21 protein-coding genes and 2 pseudogenes are annotated in these 22,356 nt (G+C 55.7%); 16 read left to right on the top strand and 7 right to left on the bottom strand.

The annotated features are described in order from the left end of the window. Nucleotides 1-142: 142 nt before the first annotated feature. The 7 genes from DG357_RS10215 to uspE all read left to right on the top strand — a co-directional run bounded on the left by DG357_RS10215 (nt 143) and on the right by uspE (nt 7,317). Nucleotides 143-1,453, top strand: a complete 1,311-nt coding sequence (locus DG357_RS10215; RefSeq protein ID WP_088205350.1) for a M20 family metallo-hydrolase — start codon at nt 143-145, stop codon at nt 1,451-1,453. Continuing rightward, nucleotides 1,453-2,898 carry a M20 family metallopeptidase gene (locus tag DG357_RS10210; protein WP_045261472.1) on the top strand — a complete coding sequence of 482 codons (1,446 nt, stop codon included), beginning with the start codon at nt 1,453-1,455 and terminating at the stop codon, nt 2,896-2,898. Before DG357_RS10215 ends, DG357_RS10210 begins: the two co-directional genes overlap by 1 nt. Before the next feature lie 41 nt (nt 2,899-2,939). After that, nucleotides 2,940-4,466: a p-aminobenzoyl-glutamate transporter gene (gene abgT, locus DG357_RS10205; protein WP_088205349.1), complete on the top strand. Its 1,527-nt coding sequence runs from the start codon at nt 2,940-2,942 to the stop codon at nt 4,464-4,466. A gap of 10 nt (nt 4,467-4,476) precedes the next feature. After that, on the top strand, nt 4,477-4,992 hold the full coding sequence (gene ogt / locus DG357_RS10200; RefSeq protein WP_028012946.1) for a methylated-DNA--[protein]-cysteine S-methyltransferase: 516 nt from the start codon (nt 4,477-4,479) through the stop codon (nt 4,990-4,992). Nucleotides 4,993-5,175: 183 nt separating this feature from the next. After that, the gene (gene fnr, locus DG357_RS10195) at nt 5,176-5,928 is read left to right on the top strand and encodes a fumarate/nitrate reduction transcriptional regulator Fnr (protein ID WP_006174991.1); all 753 of its coding nucleotides are present in this window, start codon (nt 5,176-5,178) and stop codon (nt 5,926-5,928) included. A 176-nt stretch (nt 5,929-6,104) separates the two neighbouring features. Continuing rightward, the gene (locus DG357_RS10190) at nt 6,105-6,257 is read left to right on the top strand and encodes a hypothetical protein (protein ID WP_223824746.1); all 153 of its coding nucleotides are present in this window, start codon (nt 6,105-6,107) and stop codon (nt 6,255-6,257) included. Between the two features lie 109 nt (nt 6,258-6,366). Then, a complete protein-coding gene (gene uspE, locus DG357_RS10185; RefSeq protein ID WP_028012944.1) occupies nt 6,367-7,317 on the top strand; it encodes a universal stress protein UspE in 951 nt (316 codons plus the stop codon). Nucleotides 7,318-7,357: 40 nt separating this feature from the next. On the opposite strand, the gene DG357_RS10180 is transcribed toward uspE, so the two are convergent. The 3 genes from DG357_RS10180 to pntA all read right to left on the bottom strand — a co-directional run bounded on the left by DG357_RS10180 (nt 7,358) and on the right by pntA (nt 11,503). Further along, on the bottom strand, nt 7,358-8,467 hold the full coding sequence (locus DG357_RS10180; protein ID WP_045261475.1) for a mechanosensitive ion channel family protein: 1,110 nt from the start codon (nt 8,465-8,467) through the stop codon (nt 7,358-7,360). Between the two features lie 107 nt (nt 8,468-8,574). Beyond that, nucleotides 8,575-9,963 carry a Re/Si-specific NAD(P)(+) transhydrogenase subunit beta gene (gene pntB / locus DG357_RS10175; protein WP_045261476.1) on the bottom strand — a complete coding sequence of 463 codons (1,389 nt, stop codon included), beginning with the start codon at nt 9,961-9,963 and terminating at the stop codon, nt 8,575-8,577. A gap of 10 nt (nt 9,964-9,973) precedes the next feature. Then, nucleotides 9,974-11,503, bottom strand: coding sequence for a Re/Si-specific NAD(P)(+) transhydrogenase subunit alpha (gene pntA, locus DG357_RS10170; RefSeq protein WP_028012942.1), 1,530 nt, complete (start codon nt 11,501-11,503; stop codon nt 9,974-9,976). Nucleotides 11,504-12,038: 535 nt separating this feature from the next. On the opposite strand from pntA, the gene ydgH reads away from it, so the two are divergent. The 3 genes from ydgH to folM all read left to right on the top strand — a co-directional run bounded on the left by ydgH (nt 12,039) and on the right by folM (nt 15,312). Next, nucleotides 12,039-12,983 (top strand): DUF1471 family protein YdgH, encoded by a 945-nt coding sequence (ydgH, locus tag DG357_RS10160; RefSeq protein ID WP_028012941.1) that lies wholly within the window; start codon nt 12,039-12,041, stop codon nt 12,981-12,983. Between the two features lie 184 nt (nt 12,984-13,167). Beyond that, nucleotides 13,168-14,550: an amino acid permease gene (locus DG357_RS10150; RefSeq protein WP_028012940.1), complete on the top strand. Its 1,383-nt coding sequence runs from the start codon at nt 13,168-13,170 to the stop codon at nt 14,548-14,550. Between the two features lie 39 nt (nt 14,551-14,589). After that, nucleotides 14,590-15,312, top strand: a complete 723-nt coding sequence (gene folM / locus DG357_RS10145) for a dihydromonapterin reductase (protein ID WP_041910292.1) — start codon at nt 14,590-14,592, stop codon at nt 15,310-15,312. On the opposite strand, the gene DG357_RS10140 is transcribed toward folM, so the two are convergent. Further along, the gene (locus DG357_RS10140; RefSeq protein ID WP_014883596.1) at nt 15,309-15,644 is read right to left on the bottom strand and encodes a GlpM family protein; all 336 of its coding nucleotides are present in this window, start codon (nt 15,642-15,644) and stop codon (nt 15,309-15,311) included. The genes folM and DG357_RS10140 overlap by 4 nt on opposite strands. Nucleotides 15,645-15,772: 128 nt before the next feature. On the opposite strand from DG357_RS10140, the gene rstA reads away from it, so the two are divergent. Continuing rightward, nucleotides 15,773-16,489 (top strand): two-component system response regulator RstA, encoded by a 717-nt coding sequence (gene rstA, locus DG357_RS10135; RefSeq protein WP_028012938.1) that lies wholly within the window; start codon nt 15,773-15,775, stop codon nt 16,487-16,489. A 244-nt stretch (nt 16,490-16,733) separates the two neighbouring features. Continuing rightward, nucleotides 16,734-16,994, top strand: a complete 261-nt coding sequence (locus DG357_RS10130; protein WP_047368428.1) for a hypothetical protein — start codon at nt 16,734-16,736, stop codon at nt 16,992-16,994. Between the two features lie 175 nt (nt 16,995-17,169). Here DG357_RS10130 and DG357_RS10125 read toward each other — a convergent pair. After that, a pseudogene (locus DG357_RS10125) lies at nt 17,170-17,316 on the bottom strand (DJ-1/PfpI family protein); the annotation flags it as partial. A gap of 326 nt (nt 17,317-17,642) precedes the next feature. On the opposite strand from DG357_RS10125, the gene DG357_RS10120 reads away from it, so the two are divergent. Beyond that, nucleotides 17,643-18,029, top strand: a complete 387-nt coding sequence (locus tag DG357_RS10120) for a hypothetical protein (RefSeq protein ID WP_047368427.1) — start codon at nt 17,643-17,645, stop codon at nt 18,027-18,029. 78 nt (nt 18,030-18,107) lie between these two features. Here DG357_RS10120 and DG357_RS23125 read toward each other — a convergent pair. Next, nucleotides 18,108-18,248: pseudogene (locus DG357_RS23125) on the bottom strand (KilA-N domain-containing protein); the annotation flags it as partial. On the opposite strand from DG357_RS23125, the gene DG357_RS10115 reads away from it, so the two are divergent. From DG357_RS10115 to tus, 3 genes are all read left to right on the top strand, one after another. Continuing rightward, nucleotides 18,242-18,532: a tyrosine-type recombinase/integrase gene (locus DG357_RS10115; protein WP_088205348.1), complete on the top strand. Its 291-nt coding sequence runs from the start codon at nt 18,242-18,244 to the stop codon at nt 18,530-18,532. The pseudogene DG357_RS23125 and the gene DG357_RS10115 overlap by 7 nt on opposite strands. A gap of 29 nt (nt 18,533-18,561) precedes the next feature. Beyond that, entirely contained in the window at nt 18,562-19,860 is a 1,299-nt protein-coding gene (rstB, locus tag DG357_RS10110) for a two-component system sensor histidine kinase RstB (RefSeq protein WP_088205347.1), read from the top strand. Nucleotides 19,861-19,933: 73 nt separating this feature from the next. Continuing rightward, nucleotides 19,934-20,863 (top strand): DNA replication terminus site-binding protein, encoded by a 930-nt coding sequence (gene tus / locus DG357_RS10105; RefSeq protein WP_041910300.1) that lies wholly within the window; start codon nt 19,934-19,936, stop codon nt 20,861-20,863. Here tus and fumC read toward each other — a convergent pair whose 3' ends face one another. Then, a complete protein-coding gene (fumC, locus tag DG357_RS10100) occupies nt 20,864-22,258 on the bottom strand; it encodes a class II fumarate hydratase (RefSeq protein ID WP_028012931.1) in 1,395 nt (464 codons plus the stop codon). It abuts the gene before it with no gap. Nucleotides 22,259-22,356 lie beyond the last annotated feature (98 nt).

The following is a 22,356-nucleotide window of genomic DNA, read 5'->3' as shown; positions in this document are numbered from 1 at the left end:
AGAAACTGTCATCTACTTTAATGGAAAGGGATGTGCGAGGGTAATTCCTGAACGGTTAAAACTGTGAAAAAACGGTTAGTGATAAGTAAAAACTATCATGACGTGAAGCAGTTCACATTTTTTAATGATGACAGGAACAGATATGGACACACTGGCGCAGTACATCCAGACATTAGCCCCCCAGATGATCGCATGGCGTCGCGATTTTCACCATTTTGCGGAATCCGGCTGGGTAGAGTTCCGTACCGCCTCAAAGGTCGCGGAAATCCTTGACTCCCTGGGCTACGAACTGGCGATGGGTCGCGACGTGATCGATGCCGAAAGCCGTATGGGGCTGCCCGATGACGCCACCCTTTCGCGAGAGTTTGCCCGTGCGCGGTCACAGGGCGCGCCTGAGAAATGGCTGGCACCGTTTGAAGGCGGATTTACCGGCATTGTGGCGACCCTGAATACCGGACGACCGGGCCCGACGCTGGCGTTTCGCGTCGACATGGATGCCCTTGATTTAAGCGAAGCGCTCGACGACAGCCATCGCCCGTTCCGCGACGGTTTTGCCTCCTGCAACGCGGGAATGATGCACGCCTGCGCGCACGACGGCCACACCACCATTGGCCTGGGGCTGGCAAAGGTGCTTAAGCAGAACGAAGCGCAGCTCAACGGTACCGTCAAGCTGATTTTCCAGCCTGCCGAAGAAGGCACCCGCGGCGCGCGCGCCATGGTCGCCGCCGGGGCGCTGGACGGCGTGGACTATTTTACCGCCATCCATATTGGTACCGGCGTCCCCGCCGGAACGGCGATCTGCGGCAGCGATAACTTTATGGCAACCACCAAGTTCGACGTGAACTTTACCGGCGTTGCCGCACACGCGGGCGGCAAACCGGAGGATGGACGTAACGCCCTGCTTGCCGCCGCGCAGGCCGCCCTCGCCCTGCACAGCATCGCCCCGCACAGCGAAGGCGCTTCCCGCGTCAACGTCGGCGTGATGCAGGCGGGTAGCGGCCGCAACGTGGTGCCCGCAAATGCACTGATTAAGGTTGAAACCCGCGGCGAAAGCGAAGCAATAAACCAGTATGTCTTTGAACGCGCGCAGGCTGTCATTACCGGCGCGGCCGCGCTCTATGGCGTGAGCGCGGAGATGCGCCTGATGGGGGCCGCCACCTCCAGCGCACCGACGCCGGCCTGGGTTGATTACCTGCGTGAACAGGCGAGCCAGGTTTCCGGAATTGTGCACGCAATCGATAAGGTGAAAGCGCCAGCAGGCTCTGAAGACGCCACGCTGATGATGGCCCGCGTGCAGCAGAACGGCGGCATGGCGTCGTATATGGTGTTCGGCACGGATTTGAGCGCCGGACATCACAACGAAAAATTCGACTTCGATGAGCAGGTCATGGCTGTCGCCATTGAAACGCTGGCGCGAACTGCGCTCAATTTCCCGTGGACGCGAGGTGTGTAATGCAGGAGAACTACGCTTTTATTGCCGATGCAATCGATACGCGATGTCAGACGCTAACCGATATTGCCGACGCAATTTGGGATCATCCCGAAACTCGCTTTGAAGAGTTCTGGTCCTCCAGACGGCTCGCTGACGAGCTGGAAGCCGAGGGCTTTACGCTGACCCGCGAGGCAGGCGGTATCCCCAACGCGTTTATCGCCAGCTTCGGCAGCGGAAAACCGGTTATCGCTCTGCTGGGCGAGTACGACGCGCTGGCCGGGCTAAGCCAGCAGGCGCACTGCGCGACGGCGCAATCCGCCACGCCGGGGGCGAACGGCCACGGCTGCGGGCATAACCTGCTGGGTACCGCGGCGCTTGCGGGCGCGGTGGCGGTAAAAAGCTGGCTGGAGCAGCACGGCGGCAGCGGAACGGTGCGTTTTTACGGCTGTCCCGGTGAGGAAGGCGGCTCCGGGAAAACCTTTATGGTACGTGAAGGTCTGTTTGATGACGTTGATGCCGCTGTCACCTGGCACCCGGAGGCCTTTGCCGGGATGTTTAACGTCAGCACACTCGCCAACATTCAGGCGGCCTGGCGTTTTCACGGCGTGGCGGCACATGCAGCCAACTCGCCCCATTTAGGGCGCAGCGCGCTGGACGCCGTGACGCTGATGACTACCGGCACCAACTTCCTTAACGAGCACATCATAGAGAAAGCGCGCGTCCATTACGCCATCACCGACACCGGCGGGATTTCGCCCAACGTGGTGCAGGCGCAGGCTGAAGTGCTGTACCTGATCCGCGCCCCGGAGATGGCCGACGCGCAGCAGATCTACCAACGCATCGAAAAAATTGCCCAGGGCGCGGCAATGATGACCGAAACCACCGTGGAATGCCGCTTTGATAAGGCCTGCTCCAGCTACCTGCCGAACCGCACGCTTGAGGCTGCGATGTACCGCGCGTTGCAGCACTACGGCACGCCGGAGTGGACCGATGAAGAGCGCGACTTTGCCCGCGAAATCCGCGCCACGCTGACGCCAAACGATCTGCAGAACAGCCTGAAAAACATTGCCGCCACGGGGGGAGAAGCAGGCAAAGCCTTTGCCCGCCGCCATCAGGAGACGCTGCTGGTGGATGAAGTCGCGCCCTATGCCATCACCGATAACGTGCTGGCGGGTTCAACGGACGTGGGTGACGTCAGCTGGAAAATGCCGGTCGCCCAGTGCTTCAGCCCCTGCTTTACCGTCGGCACGCCGCTGCACACCTGGCAACTGGTGGCGCAAGGACGAACCTCCATCGCCCACAAAGGCATGCTGCTGGCCGGGAAAGTGATGGGCGCAACCGCGCTCAATCTGCTGCAGGATGCAGACCTGCTGAAAACATGCCGTGAAGAGTTCGAACAACAAATAGAAGAAAAACCGTACGCGTGTCCGATCCCACCGGGCGTGACACCGTCACCTTTAAAATAAAAAAACACAACACAACAACACAACACTCCCGAGGAACGCCCATGAGTATGTCATCCATACCTTCGCATTCCCCATCCGGTAAGCTCTATGGCTGGGTTGAAAGGATCGGCAATAAAGTGCCGCACCCTTTCCTGCTGTTTATCTATCTGATTGTGATTTTGATGGTTGCCACCGCCGTGCTCTCGGCCTTTGACGTCAGCGTGCGCAGCCCGGCAGACGGCAGCCTGGTGGCGGTGAAAAACCTGCTTAGCGTTGACGGGCTGCACTGGTTTTTACCGAACGTCATCAAAAACTTCAGCGGTTTCGCTCCGCTGGGGGCCATTCTGGCGCTGGTACTGGGCGCCGGGCTGGCTGAACGCGTGGGCTTGTTACCCGCACTGATGGTAAAAATGGCGTCCCACGTCAGCGCGCGCTATGCCAGCTACATGGTGCTGTTTATCGCCTTCTTCAGCCACATTTCATCCGATGCCGCGCTGGTGATTATGCCGCCAATGGGGGCGCTGATCTTCCTCGCCGTCGGGCGCCATCCCGTGGCGGGTCTGCTGTCGGCCATTGCGGGCGTGGGCTGCGGGTTTACCGCCAACCTGCTGATCGTCACCACCGACGTGCTGCTCTCGGGCATCAGCACGGAGGCGGCGAAAACCATTGATGCGGCCATGCACGTCAGCGTGATCGACAACTGGTACTTTATGGCCAGCTCGGTGATTGTCCTGACGATTGTCGGCGGGCTGATTACCGATAAGATCGTCGAGCCGCGTCTGGGCAAATGGGAAGGCCGTAGCGATGAAAAGCTGGAGACGCTAAGCAAAGAGCAGCGCTTCGGCCTGCGCGTGGCCGGGCTGGTCTCGCTGGCGTTTATCGCGCTGGTGGCGCTGATGGTGGTGCCGGAAAACGGCATACTGCGCGATCCGGTTAAGCATACCGTCCTGCCGTCGCCGTTTATTCAGGGCATCGTGCCGCTGATTATTCTCTTCTTCTTTGTCGTTTCGCTCGCCTACGGTATCGCTACCGGCAAAATCCGCCGTCAGGGCGATCTGCCGCAACTGATGATCGAGCCGATGAAAGAGATGGCGGGCTTTATCGTGATGGTATTCCCGCTGGCGCAGTTTGTGGCGATGTTTAACTGGAGCAACATGGGCAAGTTTATGGCCGTGGGCCTGACCGACGCGCTGGAGGCTGCCGGATTAAGCGGCGTACCGGCGTTTGTCGGGCTGGCGCTGCTGTCATCCCTGCTGTGCATGTTTATTGCCAGCGGCTCCGCCATCTGGTCAATTCTGGCGCCGATCTTCGTGCCGATGTTCATGATGCTCGGGTTCCACCCGGCGTTTGCCCAGATCCTGTTCCGCATCGCGGACTCCTCAGTGATCCCGCTGGCGCCCGTCTCACCTTTCGTTCCGCTGTTTTTAGGCTTCCTGCAGCGCTATAAGCCCGAGGCCAGACTGGGTACCTACTATTCGCTGGTTTTACCCTACCCGCTTATCTTTTTAGGGGTATGGCTGGTGATGCTGGTGGCATGGTATCTTGTCGGCCTGCCGATTGGGCCGGGGATATACCCGAGGCAAAATTAAGGGATTGAAAATGCTGAGATTACTCGAAGATAAAATTGCGACGCCGCTCGGGCCGCTGTGGGTGATCGCGGACGAGCAGTTCTGCCTGCGCGCCGTTGAGTGGGAAGAGCACAGCGACCGCATGGAGGAACTGCTTGATATTCATTACCGCGCACAGGGTTATGAACGCATCAGCGCCACCAACCCGGGCGGGCTGAGCGACAAACTGGCGGCGTATTTTGAAGGCGATCTCAGCATCATTGACACTCTGCCAACCGCCACGGCAGGTACCCCTTTTCAGCGCGAAGTGTGGCAGGCGCTGCGGTCGATTCCGTGCGGGCAGGTCATGCATTACGGCCAGCTCGCGGAGCAGCTAGGCCGCGCAGGCGCCGCACGCGCGGTGGGTGCCGCCAATGGCTCTAATCCGGTCAGCATTGTGGTGCCCTGCCATCGGGTCATTGGCCGTAACGGCACCATGACCGGCTATGCCGGCGGCGTGCAGCGCAAGGAGTGGTTACTGCGTCACGAAGGGTATCTCTTGCTGTAGATCCCAGGCTTTTTGTGCTTAATTTTCTACCGGTTAGGCTAAAAATCCATAATCAAGCTGTGGAATTTCAAGAAGATGGCAACACGTTGCCGTCTCTTGTCCTTATTGAGGGTTTGTCAGGCTTACGTACTTACCAAAAAGATGTTAAAATTGACCAATATCAATTAAGGCTTGAGCAAACCTATGATCCCGGAAAAGCGAATTATACGACGCATTCAGTCTGGCGGTTGTGCTATCCATTGCCAGGATTGCAGCATCAGCCAGCTCTGTATCCCGTTTACCCTGAATGAGCATGAACTCGATCAGCTTGATAATATCATCGAGCGCAAAAAGCCGATTCAGAAAGGGCAGACGCTGTTTAAAGCGGGAGACGAACTGAAATCGCTCTATGCTATCCGCTCTGGCACCATCAAGAGCTACACCATCACCGAACAGGGTGACGAGCAGATCACCGGCTTCCACCTGGCAGGCGATCTGGTGGGCTTTGATGCCATCGGTACTGGTCACCACCCGAGCTTTGCTCAGGCACTCGAAACCTCAATGGTTTGCGAAATTCCGTTTGAAACCCTGGACGATCTGTCCGGTAAGATGCCTAACCTGCGTCAGCAGATGATGCGTCTGATGAGCGGCGAGATCAAAGGCGATCAGGACATGATTCTGCTGCTTTCCAAAAAGAACGCAGAAGAGCGCCTGGCCGCGTTTATCTACAACCTCTCCCGCCGCTTCGCCGAGCGCGGTTTCTCGCCGCGTGAGTTCCGTCTGACCATGACCCGTGGCGATATCGGTAACTACCTGGGCCTGACCGTTGAGACCATCAGCCGTCTGCTGGGTCGTTTCCAGAAGAGCGGAATGCTGGCCGTTAAGGGTAAATACATCACTATTGAAAACGGCGAAGCGCTGGCCGTTCTTGCCGGACACGCCCGCAACGTGGCGTAACTCTCCGCCTTTTGATAACCAGACTGATAAATACACGTGATTTATTGGTCTGGTATCATCGCTTCCGCTTTAAGACATTTTCACCGTAGCACGTCCCCACACAGCGCCTGAAAGGTTGTCGTTGAGGTTATGAATTGAGAGAAAGTTTGTTTTTCGTTTCAGTCGTGATCGCCTCAGTGACCTTTATATTCATCTGGATCATGCTTGTCGGTCCGATGAAGGGGGAGGAAAAAACCTACGTTCAGGATTCCACGACCTTTGCGATAGCTGTGATGGTGCTGCTGTTCATTGCGTTTATCGCGGTGACATCCACCGTGCTTTTCCTCTGATAAATTTTCATGAATTATTGATCTGGCAAAAGCTCCCCTCTGTTTCATTCAGGATATATAGGTTACTCTTTTAATTACAGACTGTGGTGACAGTAGTAAGGAGACCTGTATGGCCAAGTATCAAAACATGCTGGTAGCTATCGATCCGAATCAGGACGATCAGCCGGCATTACGACGTGCTGTGTATTTACATCAACGGATTGGTGGCAAAATCAAAGCGTTTTTGCCGATCTATGACTTCTCGTATGAGATGACCACCCTTCTGTCGCCTGACGAGCGCACCGCTATGCGTCAGGGCGTCATCAGCCAGCGTACCGCGTGGATCCGTGAACAGGCGAAGTATTACCTGGAAGCGGGCGTGCCTATTGATATTAAAGTGGTCTGGCATAACCGACCTTTTGAGGCCATTATCCAGGAAGTGGTTGCCGGTGGGCACGACCTGCTGCTGAAGATGGCGCACCAGCACGACAAGCTGGAGTCCGTAATCTTCACTCCGACCGACTGGCATCTGTTGCGTAAATGCCCTTGCCCGGTCTGGATGGTGAAAGACCAGCCGTGGCCTGAAGGCGGGAAAGCCGTTGTGGCGGTGAATCTCGCGAGCGAAGAGGATTATCACAATTCGCTCAACGAGAAGCTGGTGAAGGAGACCATCCAGCTTGCCGATCAGGTTAACCATACCGAAGTGCATTTGGTGGGCGCCTATCCGGTTACCCCGATCAATATCGCCATTGAGCTGCCGGAATTTGACCCTAGCGTCTATAACGACGCGATCCGCGGTCAGCACCTGCTGGCGATGAAAGCGCTGCGCCAGAAGTTCAGCATTGACGAGAACATGACGCACGTGGAAAAAGGGCTGCCTGAAGAGGTGATCCCGGATTTAGCCGAACATCTGCAGGCCGGGATTGTGGTGCTGGGCACCATTGGCCGGACCGGTATCTCTGCTGCCTTCCTCGGCAATACCGCCGAACAGGTGATCGACCATCTGCGCTGCGACCTGCTGGTCATCAAGCCGGATGAGTATCAGACGCCGATTGAGCTGGACGACCCGGAAGACGATTAACGTAAACATCAAAGCCCGCCGCTCCGGCGGGCTTTTCTCATCAGCTCTCCATTACCGGCTTCGGCTGTTCACCTGACTCATCCTGCATCCACGGCGCGTGCAATACCATGCTGGGCAGCGCCAGCTTAATCTCCTGGGCGTTCAGCCCTTCAAGAATACGGATATTGATCTCCTGCTGGATGTCCATGTATTTATTGTAATCCGCGGTATTAACAATATGGACGACTTCAAACGTCAGGCGGTCGCGGTCGAATCCCAGAAAATGGGCACGATCGAATTTTGTCTCGCCGACATCGGTAATGATCTGCCTGACCATATCCCCCACGTAGCGCAACTTATCGGGCGGCGTGTCGCTGGCAACGCCAAAGGTAAAGACGATGCGACGCGTCTGCATGCGTTTGTAGTTGTGAAGCGTCTGCTGAAGCAAAATGGCGTTACCGCAGACGATCTGCTCCCCGCTCAGGCTGCGGATGCGGGTCGTTTTCAGGCCAATGTGCTCTACCGTCCCCGCCACGTCGTTGAACACCACAAAATCGCCAATTTCAAACGGCTTATCAAAGCCGATAGAGAGCGAGGCAAACACGTCGCTGAGGATCGTTTGTACGGCGAGGGCGATGGCAATACCCCCTACCCCAAGGCTGGCAACCAGAGCAGTGATGTTGACGCCCGCGTTAGCAAGGATAGACAGCAGCATCACTGACCAGACGATGGCACGGAGAATAAGCCCCGTGATCACCAGCGTGACCGGGTTTTTATGGCTTCCGGGCGCCAGCATGACGTGACGAAGCCACGACACCACCCCCTGATCCATCCACAGCGCCACCTGGATGGCGAAAACCAGGAACCAGGCGTGGCTCACGGTGCCAAAGAGATGATCCGGCAAGTCAACGAAACGCAGGCTGAAGAGCAGCGCCACCACAAACAGCAGGAAGCGGCTGGTGCGGTTAAGCATATCGGTCAGGATAAAACGCATCCGGTTGGTGGTCGGGTGCTTGTCGCCCCAGGTGGTGATGCCTTTCTTAACGAATGCGATCAGGCGCGTTAGCAGCCAGTACACCAGCAGCGTCACAAAGACAACCGTGGCGGCGCCTATCCAGAATGTCGGCGTCATCATCAGCGCGATGATGTCGAAGCGGGACAGAAATTGCATTACACCTCCTCGTATTACACAAAGGGTAAAGTATAGACAGAGGAGAAACGCTGGCCGCAGAAATAGGAAAACCGCCCCGAAAGGGCGGTTTGTCAGGAGAAAGCGAATTACAGCGCTTTCAGAATCGCATCCACGCTGGCTTTGGCGTCGCCAAACAGCATATGGGTATTCTCTTTGAAGAACAGCGGGTTCTGCACGCCAGCATAGCCGGTGTTCATCGAGCGTTTGAAGACAATGACGTTCTGCGCCTTCCACACTTCCAGAACCGGCATCCCGGCGATTGGGCTGCGCGGATCGTCCTGTGCCGCCGGGTTAACGGTGTCGTTAGCACCAATAACCAGCACGGTGTCGGTGTCGGCGAAATCATCATTAATCTCGTCCATCTCCAGCACGATGTCGTATGGCACCTTCGCTTCCGCCAGCAGTACGTTCATGTGGCCCGGCAGACGTCCGGCCACCGGGTGAATACCAAAGCGAACTTTGATACCGCGCGCGCGCAGCTTCTCGGTGATTTCCGCCACCGGATACTGCGCCTGCGCCACCGCCATACCGTAGCCTGGGGTGATGATCACAGAATGCGAGTTTTTCAGCATTTCCGCGGTGTCTTCCGCGCTGATCTCACGGTGTTCACCCACTTCTTCGTCAGTGCCGGTAGAAGAACCGTCAGAACCGAAGCCACCGGCGATAACGCTGATGAACGAACGGTTCATCGCCTTACACATGATGTAAGACAGGATGGCACCGGAAGAACCGACCAGCGCACCGGTGACGATCAGCAGGTCGTTGCTCAGCATAAAGCCCGCAGCCGCCGCTGCCCAACCGGAGTAGGAGTTCAGCATCGAGACAACCACCGGCATATCCGCACCGCCGATGGACGCCACCAGATGCCAGCCAAACGCCAGCGCGATGATGGTCATCACCAGCAACGCCAGTACCTGCAGGCCCACGCTTTCGGTACGCACGAAGACCACCAGGAGCACAAACGACACCACCAGCGCCGCCAGGTTCAGCTTGTGACGGTTAGGCAGCATCAGCGGTTTAGAAGAGATCTTACCGCGCAGCTTGCCGAACGCTACGATAGAACCGGTGAAGGTTACTGCACCGATGAAGATACCGAGGAACACTTCGGTCAGATGAATGTTGACCAGAATCGGCTCCATGCCCGGTTCGTGATACAGGTAGCTGTTGAAGCCCACCAGCACCGCTGCCAGGCCCACGAAGCTGTGCAGAATCGCCACCAGCTCCGGCATCTCGGTCATTTCAACGCGCTTCGCCAGGCGAATACCAATCGCGCCGCCGATGATCATCGCCACCAGGATCCACGCCACGTTGCCGGTATCCGGCCCGAAGATGGTGGCAATCAGCGCAATCGCCATCCCGGCGATACCAAAGTTATTTCCCTGCTGAGACGTTTCGTGTTTGGAAAGCCCCGCCAGACTGAAAATAAACAGGATTGCAGCAACAATGTATGCGGCTGTCACTAATCCTCCAGACATATGCTACCCCTTAGCCTTTACGAAACATTTTCAGCATGCGCTGAGTCACGGTGAAGCCACCGAAAATATTGATACTGGCGATCAGCACCGCGATAAAGCTCAGGAAGCTGATCCAGCCGCCGTGTCCAATCTGCAGCAACGCCCCTACCACGATGATCCCGGAGATAGCGTTGGTCACCGACATCAGCGGCGTATGCAGCGCATGGGAGACGTTCCACACCACGTAGTAACCCACAACGCACGAGAGTGCGAAGACGGTAAAGTGGCCGAGGAACTCTTTCGGCGCGACGTCAGCCAGCCAGCCAAACAGAATAATGACCAGCGCCATAATGGCGTATTTGCGCCACGGAGAGGCCGGTTTTGCCGGTTCTTTTGGCTCGGGTGCCGCTTTTGGCGCAGCCTGGGGCTGGGCTGAAACCTGAATAGGCGGCGCAGGCCAGGTAATTTCACCTTCGCGAACGACGGTGACGCCGCGCACCACCACATCGTCAAAATCGACGGTGATGTTGCCGTCTTTCTCTTTGCAGAGCAGCTTCAGCAGGTTAACCAGGTTGGTGCCGTACAGCTGAGACGACTGGGTTGGCAGGCGGCCAGGCAGGTCGGTATAGCCGATCACCTTCACGCCGTTAGCGGTCGTGGTCACCTGATTGGCAACGGTATACTCGCAGTTACCGCCGTTTTGCGCCGCCAGGTCGACAATCACGCTGCCCGGCTTCATGGAGTCGACCATCTCGCGGGTGATCAGCTTCGGCGCCGGTTTACCCGGAATAAGCGCGGTGGTAACAATAATGTCGACGTCTTTTGCCTGCGCGGCGAAGAGTTCCATTTCGGCTTTGATAAAGGCTTCGGACATCACCTTCGCGTAACCATCACCGCTGCCCGCTTCTTCCTTAAAGTCCAGCTCAAGGAACTCGGCCCCCATGCTCTGAACCTGTTCCTTCACTTCGGGACGGGTGTCGAACGCGCGCACGATAGCGCCCAGGCTGTTTGCCGCACCGATTGCGGCAAGACCCGCCACGCCCGCGCCAATCACCATCACTTTCGCCGGTGGGACTTTCCCCGCCGCGGTGATCTGGCCGGTAAAGAAGCGTCCAAATTCGTGGGCTGCTTCAACAATGGCGCGGTAGCCGGCAATGTTTGCCATGGAGCTCAGCGCATCCAGCGACTGCGCGCGCGAAATACGCGGCACGGAGTCCATCGCCATCACGGTCACGCCACGGGCCGCCAGCTTCTCCATCAGTTCAGGATTTTGTGCAGGCCAGACGAAGCTCACCAGCGTGGTGCCTGGATTCAGCAGCGCAATCTCACTCTCTTCCGGCGCGTTGACCTTCAGAATCACGGGCGACTGCCAGACTTCAGCACCGTCCACCACTTCCGCGCCAGCCTGAATAAAGGCTTCGTCATCGAAACTCGCCAGCTTGCCTGCGCCGCTTTCAACCGCGACGGTAAAACCCAGCTTAAGCAGTTGCTCCACCGTTTTCGGTGTTGCCGCTACGCGGGTTTCATTGGCTAACCGTTCTTTTGGTACCCCAATACGCATAGTTTTCCCTTCCATCGGTTTTTGATGATGGTTTGTCGATAAATGCCCGCGGTTTGTATCAATTTTCGCCAGCATGATAGCGACGAGAAATGAGTAACCCCGCAAAATAAAACAGTAACAAACTGTCTATAACCTACTGAAAATAGCGCTTGTGATCTACCGCCAGAAAACACTATTTCTTACTTTATCTGTGAAAAATAAGCGATCGGCGTCACTGACAGTGATATTTACCTTAAATTCATCGCCAGAACCGATAAATCGCGCAAACGAAGCGGTAAAAACATGATATAGCGCCATAAGAGAACAAGTTATTAACATTAAATTAACTTGTAAAAGTCATATGCTTTATCAGTTTTGCTTGTCAAACGCCTGTTTTTTCAACATATCACTAAATGTTATCGAATTCGGTAATTGAGTGAGCACAGGCAGTGAAAAATGGCGCAGACAGCGACGGGTTTTAAATGCCATAATCGGGGCCGTCTCAAATTAACAACAATACCAGTACATGGTTTGCGCAAGGCGAAGGATTATTTTTATGAAGCTTAAGAACACACTCCTGGCGTCCGCACTTCTCTGTGCGACCGCCCTGTCTGCGAATGCCGCAACAGAGTTAACGCCAGAGCAAGCGGCAGCGTTAAAACCTTTTGACCATACGGTCATTGTGGGTCGTTATAATTCTATTGGCGATGCCGTCGCCGCCGCATCAAAAGCCGCGGATAAAAACGGGGCGGCCTCGTTTTACGTAGTTGACCAGTCCGATTACGGCAACAGCGGTAACCAGCGCGTGACCATTGCGCTGTATAAAGATAATGCACCAAAGGCTGACGCGCCGAAAAATCGCGTGATCAACGGTATCGTTGAGCTGCCGAAAGACCAGGCCATTGAGCTGGAACCTTACGACACCGTTACCGTTCAGGGCTTCTATCGCAGCCAGCCAGAAGTGAACGATGCCATCACCAAAGCCGCGAAAGAAAAAGGTGCCTACTCTTTCTATATCGTGCGTCAGGTGGATGCTAACCAGGGCGGCAACCAGCGCATTACCGCATTCATCTACAAAGAAGATGCGAAAAAACGCGTTCTGCAGAGCCCGGATGCCATCCCTGCGGATTCTGAAGCGGGTCGCGCGGCGATAGCCAAAGGCGGCGAAGAAGCGAAGAAAGTTGAAATTCCGGGCGTAGCGACCTCTGCGGCGCCAAGCGCTGAAGTGGGCCGTTTCTTTGAAACGCAGTCCACGAAAGGTGGCCGTTACTCCGTGACGCTGCCGGACGGCACCAAAATTGAAGAGCTGAACAAAGCCACTGCCGCGCAGATGGTGCCGTTCGACAGCATCAAGTTTACCGGCAACTACGGCAATATGACGGAAGTCTCTTATCAGGTCGCGAAGCGTGCGGCGAAGAAAGGGGCGAAGTATTACCACATCACCCGCCAGTGGCAGGAACGTGGTAACAACGTGACCATCAGCGCCGATCTGTACAAGTAACAAAACCGTTGATGAAAGGCGGCGCAATGCCGCCTTTTTTGTTACTTTTTTTGAAAATCTGCCACACATCATTGCATGCTTTCGTTACACTCCGTAAAATCCCGCGCCTTAGTGTGATCCACCATTTTTATGCGCCTTAGCGAAATAATTATTCTGGATTGGGACTTTTCATAACAGGAAGCCAATGGAAAAGAAACTTGGCCTGAGTGCTTTAACTGCACTTGTATTGAGCTCAATGCTGGGCGCGGGCGTATTCAGTTTACCGCAGAACATGGCGGCCGTCGCAAGCCCTGCCGCCCTGCTCATTGGCTGGGGCATTACCGGTGTCGGGATATTGCTGCTGGCGTTTGCCATGCTGTTGCTGACGCGCATTCGCCCGGATCTGGACGGCGGCATTTTCACCTATGCACGTGAAGGTTTCGGCGAGCTGATCGGCTTCTGTTCCGCCTGGGGCTACTGGCTGTGCGCGGTCATCGCCAACGTCTCTTATCTGGTGATTGTCTTCTCGGCGCTCAGTTTCTTTACCGATACCCCTGAGCTGCGCCTGTTTGGCGACGGCAATACCTGGCAGTCTATCGTCGGCGCCTCGGTGCTGCTGTGGATTGTTCACTGGCTGATTTTGCGCGGTGTCCAGACCGCCGCCAGCATCAACCTGGTGGCGACGCTGGCGAAGCTGGTGCCGCTTGGCCTGTTTATCGTGCTGGCCTTTATCGCGTTTCGTCTTGACGTGTTTTCGCTTGATTTCAGCGGCATTGCGCTGGGCGTTCCGGTCTGGGAGCAGGTGAAAAACACGATGCTGATTACCCTGTGGGTATTTATCGGCGTTGAGGGTGCCGTCGTGGTTTCTGCCCGCGCGCGCAATAAGCGCGATGTGGGCCGCGCCACGCTGCTGGCCGTCCTGGCGGCGCTGGGCGTGTATCTGCTGGTGACCCTGCTTTCGCTGGGCGTGGTAGCGCGTCCTGAACTGGCCGAAATGCGTAACCCGTCCATGGCAGGACTGATGGTGAAAATGCTCGGCCCGTGGGGCGACGTGGTGATTGCCGCAGGGCTGATCGTCTCCGTCTGCGGCGCTTATTTGAGCTGGACCATCATGGCGGCTGAAGTGCCGTTCCTGGCCGCGACGCACAAGGCGTTTCCACGCTTGTTTGCCCGTCAAAACCAAAATAATGCGCCATCAGCCTCACTCTGGCTGACCAACATCAGCGTTCAGGTCTGTCTGGTGCTGATCTGGCTCACAGGTTCAGACTATAACACCCTGCTGACCATCGCCTCGGAGATGATTCTGGTACCCTATTTCTTAGTGGGTGCGTATTTGTTAAAAATCGCCACGCGTCCGGCGCACTATGTTGTGGGCGTAGGGGCCTGTATTTACGGCCTGTGGTTGTTGTATGCTTCCGGGCCGATGCATCTGCTGCTGTCGGTTGTGCTGTATGCGCCGGGTCTGCTGGTGTTTATCTATGCCCGCCGCACGCATCAGCTGGAGAACGCGCTGAAACGCCGTGAAATGGCCTTAATCGGGCTGTTACTGGTTGCTGCCGTACCGGCAACCTGGATGTTAATGGGATAGCACTGTCTTTCCCATTGTTGAACTGTAAAGGAGAATACGATGGGAAATGCACCGCTTCGCCCAATACTGATCACCGGTGGAGGCCGCCGTATCGGCCTCGCCCTCGCCCATCACTTTCTCAACCTTCGCCATCCGGTCATTGTCAGCTACCGTACGGAATACCCGTCGATTGAGGGGCTGCGCAAAGCCGGAGCGATCTGCATTCAGGCTGATTTTTCCACCGACGAAGGCATTCTGGCCTTTGCCGAACAGGTTAAATCCACCGCGACGGGTTTGCGCGCTGTGATCCATAACGCCAGCGCATGGTGTGCCGAGAAGCCCGGCACGTCCCTCAGCGATACGCTCTCCGCCATGCTGCAGATCCACGTTAACGCCCCTTATCTGCTTAATCACGCGCTGCAGGATCTGCTGCGCGGCCACGGGCATGCGGCGGGCGACATTATTCACTTTACCGATTATGTGGTGGAGCGCGGCAGCGACAAGCATATCGCCTACGCGGCCAGCAAAGCCGCGCTGGATAACATGACGCGCTCCTTTGCCCGCAAGCTCGCGCCCGAGGTAAAGGTGAACGCCATCGCCCCGGCGATGATTTTGTTTAACGAACACGATGATGCGGAGTATCGCCAGCAGGCGCTGAATAAGTCGCTCATGAAAATAGCGCCCGGTGAGAAAGAGGTGATCGACCTGGTGGATTACCTGCTCACCAGCTGCTACGTCACCGGCAGAACCTTTGCCGTGGACGGCGGCCGCCCGCTGCGCTAATGAAAGCGGCTCCAGAAGAAGATTAACACCCAGGCGCTGAGCCCCCAGCAGACCACTGCCCCGCCCAGCGCCAGGGGAAGCCGCAGAAAACCGGTGAAATACCACAGGGAAAGCAGGTAGAGAAAGTACGGAATGATTGACCACATGCCAAACACGATGGTCGTGCGTAGCGCTTCCGTACCCCGCTCAGAGGCCACAATATAGTGGGCAATCAGCGCAAAGGTCGGGAATAGCGGGATCAGCCCGGCAATATAGTAGTTTTTGGTTTTTGCCAGAATGCCAATCAGTAACACCACCAGCGCCCCCAGCGCGGCTTTGATCACCAGCCCCATATTTTTTCCTATAACAATCAAATAACAAGAAACGTCAGAATAACGGAAGCGGCGTTAATTTTGAAAGATTAATGGAAGGTTAAGGTTCCGCGGTGTATTTTGGCTTTTTTCACGAAAACAGACGCTGTATGAATAAGATTGTATATGTTGAAGACGAACCCGAAGTCGGGCAATTGATCGCCGCCTATCTGGGTAAACATGATATGGACGTCATTGTTGAGCCTCGCGGCGATCGTGCCGAAGAGGTGGTCGTCCGTGAAAACCCGGATTTAGTGCTGCTGGACATCATGCTGCCAGGCAAAGACGGCATGACGCTCTGCCGGGACCTGCGCGCCCGCTGGGATGGTCCTATCGTTCTGCTTACCTCACTGGACAGCGATATGAACCATATTCTGTCGCTGGAGATGGGCGCCAATGATTACATTCTGAAAACCACACCGCCTGCCGTCCTGCTGGCCCGCCTGCGCCTGCATTTGCGCCAGCACGCCAGCATCGAACGCGAAGCGCCCGCGCCGTCCCTGACGCCGCACAAAGCGTTGCGCTTCGGTACGCTGTCTATTGACCCGGTTAACCGCCAGGTCCTGCTTTCCGGCGAGCTTATCGCCCTTTCTACCGCAGACTTTGACCTGCTCTGGGAGCTGGCCACGCATGCCGGGCAAATCATGGACCGCGACGCGCTGCTGAAAAACCTCCGTGGCGTGAGCTATGACGGTATGGATCGCAGCGTTGACGTGGCGATTTCGCGATTACGCAAAAAACTGCAGGATAACGCCACCGAGCCCTACCGCATTAAAACCGTGCGTAACAAGGGTTATCTGTTCGCCCCACACGCCTGGGAAACCTGATCGTCGGATAGGATAATCTGCGCGAATTGAAGGCATTGCGCGAAAACGCCCTCCTTTCGCGCATTTATTTTTACGTTTGCGCAACATTTAACTTGCTAAGCACGCAAACTATTCCATAATTAGCTTCTCGACTCTCCTTTCTTCAGCTCATCCCGCTCTTGCGATCGTTTTACTCATTTTCGCCGTGAAGCTTTCACGACATCGCTCCCAGAAATCTTGAAATGAGGATTTAAGCCCATGAATTATGTATAGCTACGATCAGGTAGAAGCGATAAAAACCAATCTTGAGTGGATTGTTAATCAGGCAACCCTTAACCACACCTCACCCTCACGCACCGATCAAAAAGCGCTCTTTGACCTGCTGGAACTCATCCAGTCTTACGAAATACTGCTGGATCTCATCAGCGAATACGGGGCGGATGTGATTGATACGCACATTGCGGAAGGCCTGGCCGTGACCGAAAAACTCATCGCCAAGGTAAAAAACAGCGCGAAAGCCATATAACACGCTCAACAGACGTGAAAAACCCGAAGGGTTTTCATGTATATTCTGCACATAGCGTTTTTTCGGTGAGATCCAATGAAAAAGCTGTTTGTGCAGTTTAGTGTGCAGAAAACCTGCAATTTACTGGAAAGGCTATAGCTTCTCTCCCGTTCGCAAAGCTATTAACGGCTCGTTACAACGCATCTGCCTCTACGATTATTTGGGGATGCCTGGCGGAAAGGGTTTTCGCACATGCCCAATGCGTGGTCACTCTTTTTCCATTTAGCTTTCCGGTGAGCGCCAGGAGTAATGCCCCCGTACAAACTGAACCAAACCGCTTGCTGCATAAGTTTGTAAAAAATTCAACACCTTCAGAAACAAACGCTCGCATCAGATTGATCATTTCAAAATTACCAGCAGTTAAATCGATTCCCTTACAGGTTTAATGCATCTGTCGATGTAAGTCTTGAACGTCTATTTATCCACTCAAGGGAATAGCAGGTGATTTATCCGCTGTAGGGATATCCCTTTTAAATCCACTTACAAATGCGCTCGTGTTGGAAGAATTTCATGTATGGTATTCTTTAGTTGTTTATATTTAGTACATTGCCCACAGTAGTTACATCCTATGCTCAATTACATTGTCATTAATTAGTTAGCGAGATAAGAATGAAATCAAATGTAAAGTATACTTTTCATCACTTCGGCATCCCGTTACAGGATGGCGTTTTTGAAGGTGCATACAGCGAAAAAGCCGGGATGTATACAGTTGATAATCCAGGTCAGTTTCGTGTGCAGTGGCATAGATTTAAAGACAGTTCTCCACTCCACAATCTGATAAAAACTGTGCCTCACGTCGCCTTCAAAGTGGACAACCTGCTAAGAGCTATCGAAGATGAAGAAGTAATTCTTGGTCCCTATGAGCCCATTGACGGTTTCTTTGTTGCCATGATTAATGACAATGGCGCACCGATTGAACTCATAGAAACTACACTCTCTGATGATGAAATCTGGGAAAGAGCAAGGTCCGGTCAAGGCGACCTTTACAGGAAGTAATTTTATCCGGGAGCCGTTGTGAAAATGGCTCTCTGTGAATACTTATTTGAAGCCTGGCAAATAAATCTGAACTGCGCTCTACACCCACTCACGAGCCACATGAAGAAATTGTTTCCTACCACCAGCTTCCCACCGGCCCATTTTGCTGGCGCAATGACTAACCTCTTTCGTTTCGGTATTAATAATATGATCAAGCTTGTTCAGCCGAGAAATTGCTTCAAAACTCAAAGAGAAGACAGGCCTACCGAACGATAAAACGATCGGGCATTCGCCGCAGACGCCCCTATCAGCTGCGTCATACATACGCGTGCTGGATGTTGTCGGCAGGTGCTAATCCTGCTTTTATAGCGAATCAGATGGGTGATGAGAATGCAGAGATGGTCTTCCATGTATACTCTGCGAGGATAAATGTTCTCGATAGCGATCATGTACCATTTTTGAATCAGCGCTTTGGCGGATATGCAAATGCCCCTATAGTGCCCCTGAAGGTAAAAACAAAGTAGTTAATTACTTGATGTCCCGGTGATATTTAATGAAAAAGCTGTTTGTGCAGTTTTATCTTTTACTGTTTGTCTGCTTCCTGGTGATGACCATGCTGGTCGGGCTGGTCTATAAATTCACCGCCGAACGTGCGGGCCGGCAGTCGCTGGACGATCTGATGAAAAGCTCGCTCTATTTGATGCGCAGCGAGCTAAGAGAGATCCCGCCACACGACTGGGCGAAAACCCTGAAAGAGCTGGATCTTAATCTGTCATTCGATTTACGCATTGAGCCGTTGAAAGATTTTGAGCTGGATCCGCCCGCCATGCAGCGTCTGCGCGACGGGGACATCGTCGCGCTGGATGAGAAATACACCTTTATCCAGCGCATTCCTCGCAGCCATTATGTGCTGGCCGTCGGGCCGGTGCCCTATCTCTATTATCTCCATCAGATGCGCCTGCTGGACATGGCGCTGATGGCCTTTATCGCCATTTCGCTCGCATTTCCGGTCTTTATCTGGATGCGGCCCCACTGGCAAGACATGCTGAAGCTGGAATCCGCCGCGCAGCGTTTTGGCGAGGGGCATTTTACTGAACGCATTCACTTCGACAGCGGTTCCAGCTTTGAGCGTCTGGGCGTGGCCTTTAACCAGATGGCCGATAACATCAACGCCCTGATCGCCAGTAAGAAGCAGCTGATCGACGGAATTGCGCACGAGCTGCGCACGCCGCTGGTTCGCCTGCGCTACCGTCTGGAGATGAGCGAAAATCTGACCGAGGCAGAGAATCAGGCGCTTAACCGCGACATTGGCCAGCTTGAAGCGCTGATTGAGGAGCTGCTGACCTACGCGCGTCTCGACCGCCCGCAAAACGAGCTGAACCTCACCACGCCGGATCTGCCCGCCTGGCTGCAAACCCATATTGATGACGTTCAGAGCGTAAACCCGCAGCGCACGCTGTTGACGCGCGTCACGCCGGGTGACTACGGCGCGCTCGATATGCGCCTGATGGAGCGCGTGCTGGACAACCTGATGAACAACGCCATGCGCTACAGTGAAAGTACGCTCCAGATTGGCCTGGATTTGCAGGGCAACCGGGCCAGCCTGACGGTGGAGGACGACGGACCGGGAATTGCCCCGGAAGCGCGAGAGACCGTGTTTGAACCGTTTGTCCGCCTCGATCCCAGCCGCGATCGCGCCACCGGCGGATGCGGCCTGGGGTTGGCGATTGTCTACTCTATCGCGCAGGCGATGGGCGGCACGGTGCATTGCGAGGAGAGCGAGCTCGGCGGCGCGCGCTTCTGCTTTAGCTGGCCGGTGTACCATAACATCGCCCTTCCCGTTCCTGTCTGACCTCAACCGCACGCTGGCCGGACCCGGCGTGCTGTGCTATATGATAAGTATGTTGTAACTAATGAGAGTGTTTATGGCGAACTACGATCTCATCGAACGGCTTAACGGCACGTTTCGGGAAATAGAACACGAACTCCTGACCCTGACCGAGCGTTTGCAGGCCTGCCGCCTGCTGGCCGCGCGCGTCTTTACCCTGCCGGAAGTGGCTAAGGGAGCCGAGCACGATCCGCTGGACACCATCGAGGTCGAACAGCACATCGGCAGCGCGGCCCTTGAGCTGGCGCTAAAACACTATCGTCGCCTGTTTATCCAGCAGCAGTCAGAAAACCGCAGCAGCAAGGCCGCCGTGCGCCTGCCGGGGGTCATCTGCCTGCAAACCGATGCGACATCGCGCGAAGCGCTGGAAAGCCAGATTGCGCATATCAACACCCTGAAAGCGGCCTTTGAAAAGATCATCACCGAAGAGTCCGGCCTCGCCCCTGCCGCGCGGTTTGAGTGGGTGCACCGACAGCTTCCGGGGCTGATTACCCTGAATGCCTATCGGACGCTGACGGTACTGCGTCACCCCGCTACGCTGCGCTTCGGCTGGGCGAATAAGCACATCATTAAAAACTTCACCCGGGATGAGATTCTGGCCCAGCTGGAAAAAAGCCTGAAGACGCCGCGCACCGTCGCGCCTTGGTCGCGGGAGCAGTGGATTGAGCGCCTGGAGCAGGAGTACCACAGCATCGCCTCGCTGCCGGTGGATGCGCGCCTGAAGATAAAGCGCCCGGTGAAGGTGCAGCCTATCGCTCGCGTCTGGTATTCCGGTCAGCAAAAGCAGGTGCAGTATGCCTGCCCGACGCCGCTGATTGCGCTTTACGATGCCGATCAGGGCGCGGTAGTACCCGATATCGGGGAACTGCTGAATTACGATGCTGACAATGTTCAGCACCGTTACAGACCTCAGGCGCAGCCGCTACAGCTGATTATTCCTCGGCTGCACCTGTACGTGGCGGGATGATTATTTCAGGCTACCGACCATCGCTTCCGGGCGAACCCAGGCGTCAAACTCCGCCTCCGTGAGATAGCCCAGCGCCAGGGCGGAGGCTTTCAGCGTCAGCCCCTCTTTATGGGCTTTTTTGGCGATCTCGGCGGCCTTGTCGTAGCCAATATGGGTATTGAGCGCGGTGACCAGCATCAGAGATTCATTGAGCAGCTGGCTGATGCGTTCGCGATTGGGCTCAATCCCCACCGCGCAATGCTCGTTAAAGCTCTCCATCCCGTCCGCCAGCAGACGAACAGATTGCAGCACATTGTGGATCACCATCGGGCGATAGACGTTCAGCTCGAAGTTGCCGGACGCACCGCCCATGTTGACGGCCACGTCGTTGCCCATCACCTGGCAGCAGAGCATGGTCATGGCTTCGCACTGGGTCGGGTTCACTTTACCCGGCATGATGGAGCTGCCCGGCTCGTTTTCCGGGATGCTGATTTCACCGATGCCGCAGCGCGGGCCCGAGGCCAGCCAGCGCACGTCGTTAGCAATTTTCATCAGCGAGGCCGCCAGTCCCTTCAGCGCGCCGTGGGTGTGGACCAGCGCATCGCAGGTCGCCAGCGCTTCGAACTTATTGGGCGCCGTGACGAACGGCTGTCCGGTGATGGCAGCAAGCTCCTCCGCCACGCGCACCGCGTATTCTGGATGGGTGTTTAACCCGGTACCGACCGCCGTCCCACCGAGCGCCAGCTCCGCCAGGTGCGGCAGGCTGTTCTCGATATGCTTCAGGTTGTGTTCCAGCATCGCCACCCAGCCGGAAATCTCCTGGCCGAGCGTCAAGGGCGTGGCGTCCTGCAGGTGCGTACGGCCAATCTTGACGATGTCGCGGAAGGCCTGCGCTTTCTCGTTAAGCGTGGATTTGAGCACGTTGAGCTGCGGAATAAGCTGCTCGCGAATGGCGATTACCGCCGCCACGTGCATCGCCGTCGGGAAGACGTCGTTAGAGCTCTGGCTTTTGTTGACGTCATCGTTCGGGTGGACCTTACGTTCCATGCCGCGCACGCCGCCCAGCAGCTCGCTCGCCCGGTTCGCCAGCACTTCGTTCATGTTCATGTTGCTCTGGGTACCGGAACCGGTCTGCCAGATAGCGAGGGGAAATTCGTCAGGATGCTTGCCCGCCAGCACTTCGTCTGCGGCGTTGATAATGGCGGTGGCTTTATCGGCGTCCAGCAGGCCCAAATCCTGGTTCACTTTCGCGGCGGCGCGTTTGGTCAGCGCCAGCGCCTGAATCAGCGAGACGGGCATTTTTTCGGTCGAAATACGGAAGTGCTCCAGCGAACGCTGGGTTTGCGCGCCCCATAGCTTGTCGGCCGGGACGTCGATGGCGCCCATCGAGTCTTTCTCATGGCGTACCGTGGTCATTACTTTCTCCTTGATAGCAAAAGAGGGATTGCTCACATGCTTAAGGGATAAGTATTGATGACTTCTGAGAAACGGTATGGCGCTTTGTGCGCTCTTTT

Source organism: Enterobacter bugandensis (assembly GCF_900324475.1).
Classification (GTDB): Bacteria; Pseudomonadota; Gammaproteobacteria; order Enterobacterales; family Enterobacteriaceae; genus Enterobacter; species Enterobacter bugandensis.
This window is presented reverse-complemented; position numbering and strand designations above follow the sequence as displayed.

Excerpts from the sequence above, each read along its gene's own strand:
- DG357_RS10215 (WP_088205350.1), top strand. The coding sequence starts at position 143 with ATGGACACACTGGCGCAGTACATCCAGACATTAGCCCCCCAGATGATC.
- DG357_RS10210 (WP_045261472.1), top strand. The coding sequence starts at position 1,453 with ATGCAGGAGAACTACGCTTTTATTGCCGATGCAATCGATACGCGATGT.
- abgT (WP_088205349.1), top strand. The coding sequence starts at position 2,940 with ATGAGTATGTCATCCATACCTTCGCATTCCCCATCCGGTAAGCTCTAT.
- ogt (WP_028012946.1), top strand. The coding sequence starts at position 4,477 with ATGCTGAGATTACTCGAAGATAAAATTGCGACGCCGCTCGGGCCGCTG.
- fnr (WP_006174991.1), top strand. The coding sequence starts at position 5,176 with ATGATCCCGGAAAAGCGAATTATACGACGCATTCAGTCTGGCGGTTGT.
- uspE (WP_028012944.1), top strand. The coding sequence starts at position 6,367 with ATGGCCAAGTATCAAAACATGCTGGTAGCTATCGATCCGAATCAGGAC.
- DG357_RS10180 (WP_045261475.1), bottom strand. The coding sequence starts at position 8,467 with ATGCAATTTCTGTCCCGCTTCGACATCATCGCGCTGATGATGACGCCG.
- pntB (WP_045261476.1), bottom strand. The coding sequence starts at position 9,963 with ATGTCTGGAGGATTAGTGACAGCCGCATACATTGTTGCTGCAATCCTG.
- pntA (WP_028012942.1), bottom strand. The coding sequence starts at position 11,503 with ATGCGTATTGGGGTACCAAAAGAACGGTTAGCCAATGAAACCCGCGTA.
- ydgH (WP_028012941.1), top strand. The coding sequence starts at position 12,039 with ATGAAGCTTAAGAACACACTCCTGGCGTCCGCACTTCTCTGTGCGACC.
- DG357_RS10150 (WP_028012940.1), top strand. The coding sequence starts at position 13,168 with ATGGAAAAGAAACTTGGCCTGAGTGCTTTAACTGCACTTGTATTGAGC.
- folM (WP_041910292.1), top strand. The coding sequence starts at position 14,590 with ATGGGAAATGCACCGCTTCGCCCAATACTGATCACCGGTGGAGGCCGC.
- DG357_RS10140 (WP_014883596.1), bottom strand. The coding sequence starts at position 15,644 with ATGGGGCTGGTGATCAAAGCCGCGCTGGGGGCGCTGGTGGTGTTACTG.
- rstA (WP_028012938.1), top strand. The coding sequence starts at position 15,773 with ATGAATAAGATTGTATATGTTGAAGACGAACCCGAAGTCGGGCAATTG.
- DG357_RS10130 (WP_047368428.1), top strand. The coding sequence starts at position 16,734 with ATGTATAGCTACGATCAGGTAGAAGCGATAAAAACCAATCTTGAGTGG.
- DG357_RS10120 (WP_047368427.1), top strand. The coding sequence starts at position 17,643 with ATGAAATCAAATGTAAAGTATACTTTTCATCACTTCGGCATCCCGTTA.
- rstB (WP_088205347.1), top strand. The coding sequence starts at position 18,562 with ATGAAAAAGCTGTTTGTGCAGTTTTATCTTTTACTGTTTGTCTGCTTC.
- tus (WP_041910300.1), top strand. The coding sequence starts at position 19,934 with ATGGCGAACTACGATCTCATCGAACGGCTTAACGGCACGTTTCGGGAA.
- fumC (WP_028012931.1), bottom strand. The coding sequence starts at position 22,258 with ATGACCACGGTACGCCATGAGAAAGACTCGATGGGCGCCATCGACGTC.